The sequence below is a fragment of the Actinocorallia lasiicapitis genome, from assembly GCF_054778695.1.
Genome location: NZ_BAAGZI010000413.1, coordinates 1 through 4884, shown reverse-complemented (window position 1 = coordinate 4884; position 4884 = coordinate 1). Strand labels below are relative to the sequence as shown.

5 protein-coding genes are annotated in these 4884 nt (G+C 71.7%); 2 read left to right on the top strand and 3 right to left on the bottom strand.

The window, feature by feature from the left end; all coding sequences use genetic code 11:
• The 3 genes from ACYVE7_RS29010 to ACYVE7_RS29000 all read right to left on the bottom strand — a co-directional run.
• Window positions 1–890 (bottom strand): serine/threonine-protein kinase (locus ACYVE7_RS29010; protein WP_460369056.1); only part of this gene is annotated, 890 nt, incomplete at its 3' end.
• Between the two features lie 50 nt (window positions 891–940).
• Window positions 941–1279 carry a hypothetical protein gene (locus tag ACYVE7_RS29005; RefSeq protein ID WP_460369054.1) on the bottom strand — a complete coding sequence of 113 codons (339 nt, stop codon included), beginning with the start codon at window positions 1277–1279 and terminating at the stop codon, window positions 941–943.
• Window positions 1280–1308: 29 nt separating this feature from the next.
• Window positions 1309–1884, bottom strand: coding sequence for a TetR/AcrR family transcriptional regulator (locus ACYVE7_RS29000; protein WP_460369053.1), 576 nt, complete (start codon window positions 1882–1884; stop codon window positions 1309–1311).
• A 100-nt stretch (window positions 1885–1984) separates the two neighbouring features.
• Between ACYVE7_RS29000 and ACYVE7_RS28995 the strand changes: the two genes are divergently transcribed.
• Window positions 1985–3538 carry a carboxyl transferase domain-containing protein gene (locus ACYVE7_RS28995; protein ID WP_460369051.1) on the top strand — a complete coding sequence of 518 codons (1554 nt, stop codon included), beginning with the start codon at window positions 1985–1987 and terminating at the stop codon, window positions 3536–3538.
• A gap of 5 nt (window positions 3539–3543) precedes the next feature.
• Window positions 3544–4884, top strand: a 1341-nt coding sequence (locus ACYVE7_RS28990) for an acetyl-CoA carboxylase biotin carboxylase subunit (protein ID WP_460369050.1), incomplete at its 3' end; no start/stop codon positions are given.

Below are 4884 nucleotides of genomic sequence, written 5' to 3'. Positions count from 1 at the left end.
GGGGTGACCCCGGGCTGGGTCGGCTGGGGCAGCGGGTAGGGCTGCTGCGGAGTCGGCGCGACCGGGACGGGCGGCACCGGCTGCACGGGCGTGGGCGGCTGGGCGGCGTTCCGCGCCGGGGAGATCAGGGCCGACACCAGATCGTGGGCGTCGGGACGGCGGCCCGGATCCTTGTCCAGACAGGCCCGGAGCTGGGCCTGGAGATCGGGGGCTATCCCGCTCAGATCCGGCTCGTGGGTGAGGATCCGCTGGTAGATCATGGCGACGGTCTCGGCGCTGAACGGATGGCCTCCGGTGGCGGCGAACACGATCGTCGCGGCCCAGCCGAACAGATCGGACCTGGCCGAGATGGGCTCGCCGCGCAGCAGCTCCGGCGGCACATAGCCGGGCGTGCCGAAGGTGACGGTCGAGGTGCCCGCGTCGATCGGCCGGGCGATCCCGAAGTCGACGACGCGCGGGCCGTCCGGGCCGAGCAGCACGTTGGCCGGTTTGAAGTCCCGGTGGATCACGCCCGCGTCATGGATCGCGGCCAGCGCCGAGGCCGTGCCGACGGCGAGCCTGACCAGCTCGCCGCCCTGGAGGGGGCCGCTGCGCTGCACCCGCTCCTGGAGGGACGGCCCGTCGACGTACTCGCTGACGATGTAGGACTCGGTGAACGCGATCACCTGGGCCGTGCAGAACGGGTTGACCCGTTTGACGGCCTCGAATTCGCGTTCGAGCCTGCGCTGGGTGGCGGGATCGGTGTAACCCTTGAGCGCCTTGATGGCGACCTTCACACCACCGGGCCCGATGCCCAGGTAAACAATGCCTTGTCCGCCCTCGCCGAGGCGGCGGACCAGGTCGTACTCTCCGAGCCTCCGGGGGTCGCCGGGCTCCAGGGGGGCGGCCATGGGCCCCACGATAGCCCGAGGCGCCCGCCGTCACCCCGCGACGATCCTTTTCATTCCCTTACGTCATCATCACGGGTGAGGGGATCCCGTGACTCCACGTCACCGATCTCCTTGAGGACGGGGTCGGGCTCCTCCTCCCAGAGCTGAAGGTCGAGCGGCTCGCCTTCGCGCTGCTCGTTCGCCGTGGTGCCCCAGCCCTCGCCGGTGGACCAGTGCAGGGGCGGGGTGACGCCCTCGTCGAGCTCGTCGGCGAGCAGATCGTCGGTCTGCAGCGACATCGAGGGGTCGATCTGCCCGCCGTCGAAGTAGTCGCCGTCGTTGTCGTTCCAGTCGCGACGGGTCGGCTTGCCGTCGTCGGCCATCTCCCGGTCGTACTTCCGATCACTCATGGTGACCAGCATTCCCCCGTTTTCGGCGGCTACGCACCCGGCCCTTCCACCCCGTGGCTGAGCAGGGCGGCCTTCGCCATTCCGCGCAGCAGCGGCGCCATCGCGGCGGGGTCGAGGGTGACGGCGCTGTGCGGGGTGGAGTTCAGCAGCCCGAAGACGGCGTGGACGGCGGCCCGGGTGTGGTCCTCAGGCCGGGGGTTGACGGCCTGGACGACCCGCACCCACTCCTCCAGGTAGGCGCGCTGGAGCCGGCGGATCTCGCGGCGCTGCCCGGCAGGGACGTTGTCCAGCTCCCGTTCGTGCACGGTGATCAGGGAGGGATTGCCCAGGGCGAAGGCGATATGCCAGTCCAGCAGGGCGTCCAGGGGTTCGGCTGCCGTGGTGGCGCGGCGGACCCCCTCGTCGTGGAGGCGGGCCGAGATGTCCAGCAGGATCGCGGCGAGCAGGTCGTCCTTGCCCTTGAAGTGCCGGTAGAGGGCCGGTCCGGTGAGCCCGACGGCGGCACCCAGCTCCCCGATGGACACGCCGTGGTAGCCGCGGCGCGCGAACAGGTCCGCGGCGGCGATCAAGATCTGGGCGCGCCGGTCCTGGGTAGGTGTCCCCATGGGCCGAGTGTAGACGATTCGGTTAATGATGATTAACATCTGCATTGTTAGCGCTCATTAACTTCGGTTGGACGACTTCCCTGGAGGCTGCACGGTGGGGGTGCTGGGTACACGCGCCGATACGGCGGGCGAGTCCTTCAAACGGAACGCCGAGGCCAACCGCGAGCTCGCGGACGAGCTGCGCGATCGGCTGGACAAGGCCGCGCTCGGGGGCCCCGAACGGGCCCGCGACAAGCACGTGGCGCGCGGCAAGCTGCTGCCGCGCGAGCGGGTCGACCGGCTCCTGGACCCCGGTTCGCCGTTCCTCGAACTGTCCCCGCTGGCCGCGGGCGGCCTCTACGGGGACGCCGCGCCCGGCGCGAGCATGATCACCGGGATCGGCCGGGTGTCCGGCCGGGAGATCGTGGTGATCGCCAACGACGCCACCGTCAAGGGCGGCACCTACTTCCCGCTGACGGTCAAGAAGCATCTGCGGGCGCAGGAGGTGGCGCTGGACAACCGGCTGCCCGCCGTCATGCTCGTCGACTCGGGCGGCGCGTTCCTGCCGATGCAGGACGAGGTGTTCCCCGACCGGGAGCACTTCGGCCGGATCTTCTACAACCAGGCCACGATGTCGGCGCGGGGCATCGCGCAGATCGCGGCCGTCATGGGGTCGTGCACCGCGGGCGGCGCCTACGTTCCGGCGATGAGCGACGAGAACGTCATCGTCCGGAACCAGGGCACGATCTTCCTGGGCGGGCCGCCGCTGGTGAAGGCCGCCACCGGCGAGGTCGTCTCGGCCGAGGACCTGGGCGGCGGCGAACTGCACGCGCGGGTCTCCGGGGTGACCGACCACCTGGCCGAGGACGACCTGGACGCGCTCCGGATCGTCCGCGAGATCGTCGCGACGCTCGGCCCGCGCACCGCCGCCCCCTGGGACACCGTCCCGGCGCGCGAGCCGCTGTACGCCGCCGACGAGCTGTACGGCATCGTCCCGCCGGACTCCCGCACCCCCTACGACGTGCGCGAGGTCATCGCCCGGCTGGTCGACGGCAGCGAGTTCACCGAGTTCAAGAAGGAGTACGGCGCCACCCTCGTCACCGGGTTCGCTCGGCTGTACGGCCATCCGGTCGGGATCGTCGCCAACAACGGCATCCTGTTCGCCGAGTCGGCGATGAAGGGCGCCCACTTCATCGAGCTGTGCGACCGGCGCTCGATCCCGCTGGTGTTCCTGCAGAACATCTCGGGGTTCATGGTCGGCCGCGATTACGAGGCGGGCGGCATCGCCAAGCACGGCGCGAAGATGGTCACCGCGGTCTCCTGCGCCCGGGTGCCGAAGTTCACCGTCGTCATCGGCGGCTCGTACGGGGCCGGCAACTACGCGATGTGCGGCCGGGCCTACTCGCCCCGGTTCCTGTGGATGTGGCCGAACGCGCGGATCTCGGTGATGGGCGGCGAGCAGGCCGCGTCCGTGCTGACGACCGTCGGCGACGCCGACAGCGACGCCATCCGCGAGCAGTACGAGCGGCAGGGCAACCCCTACTACTCGACCGCCCGGATCTGGGACGACGGGGTCATCGACCCCGTCGACACCCGACGTGTCCTGGGCCTCGCCCTGTCCGCCGCGGCCAACGCGCCGCTCGACGACGTCGGCTACGGCGTCTTCCGGATGTGAGTGGAATGTTCTCTACCGTTCTCATCGCCAACCGGGGCGAGATCGCCCGCCGGGTCGGCGCGACCCTGGCCGGCCTCGGCATCCGCTCGGTGGCCGTCCACACGTCCGACGACGCGGGCAGCCCGCATGTCGCGGACGCCGACGAGGCCGTGCTGATCCCGTCCTATCTGGACGGGGCCGCGATCATCGAGGCGTGCCGCAGGACGGGCGCGCAGGCCGTCCACCCCGGGTACGGGTTCCTGGCCGAGAACGCGGAGTTCGCGCGGGCGTGCGCGGACGCGGGCCTCGTGTTCATCGGGCCGCCCGCGGCCGCGATCGACGCGATGGGCGACAAGATCCGCGCCAAGGCGACCGTCGCGGCGGCCGGGGTGCCGGTGGTGCCGGGCCGCAACGAGCGGGGCCTGTCGGACGCCGAACTGGCCGAAGCCGCGCGGGAGATCGGGTTCCCGGTGCTGGTGAAGCCGTCCGCGGGCGGCGGCGGCAAGGGGATGCGGCTGGTCAGGGCCGAATCCGAGCTGCTCGGGGCGCTGGAGTCGGCGCGGCGCGAGGCCGCCTCGTCGTTCGGCGACGACACCCTGCTGGTCGAGCGGTTCGTCGACAACCCGCGGCACATCGAGATCCAGGTGTTCGCGGACGCCCACGGCCACACCGTGCATCTCGGCGAGCGGGAGTGCAGCCTCCAGCGCCGCCATCAGAAGATCATCGAGGAGGCGCCCTCACCGCTGCTCACCCCCGGGCAGCGGGCGCGGATGGGCGCGAGCGCCGTGGCCGCCGCCGAGGCCGTCGGCTATGTCGGCGCGGGCACCGTGGAGTACATCGTCTCGGCCGACCGGCCCGACGACTTCTACTTCATGGAGATGAACACCCGGCTCCAGGTCGAGCACCCCGTCACCGAGGAGGTGACCGGGCGCGATCTCGTCGCCCTCCAGCTCCGGGTGGCGGCCGGGCTGCCGCTGGGCTTCACCCAGGACGAGGTGGTCCTGACCGGGCACTCCATCGAGGCACGGATCTACGCCGAGGACCCGGCGCGCGGCTTCCTGCCGACCGGCGGCCGGATCCTCGAACTGCGCGCCCCGCTCGGCAGGCTCGACGCGGCGGGCGGCGCGGGCCTGGTCGTCGGCAGCCGCTACGACCCGATGATCGCCAAGCTGATCGCCAAGGGCGACGACCGGGAGAGCGCGCTGCGCGCCCTCGACCGGGCCCTGGCCGAGCTGGTCGTCCTCGGCATCACCACCAACGTCCCGTTCCTGCGGGCGCTCCTCGCCCATCCGCGGGTGCTGGCGGGCGAGCTCGACACCGGGCTGGTCGAACGCGAGCTGGACGCCCTGGTCACGCCCGCCGACCCG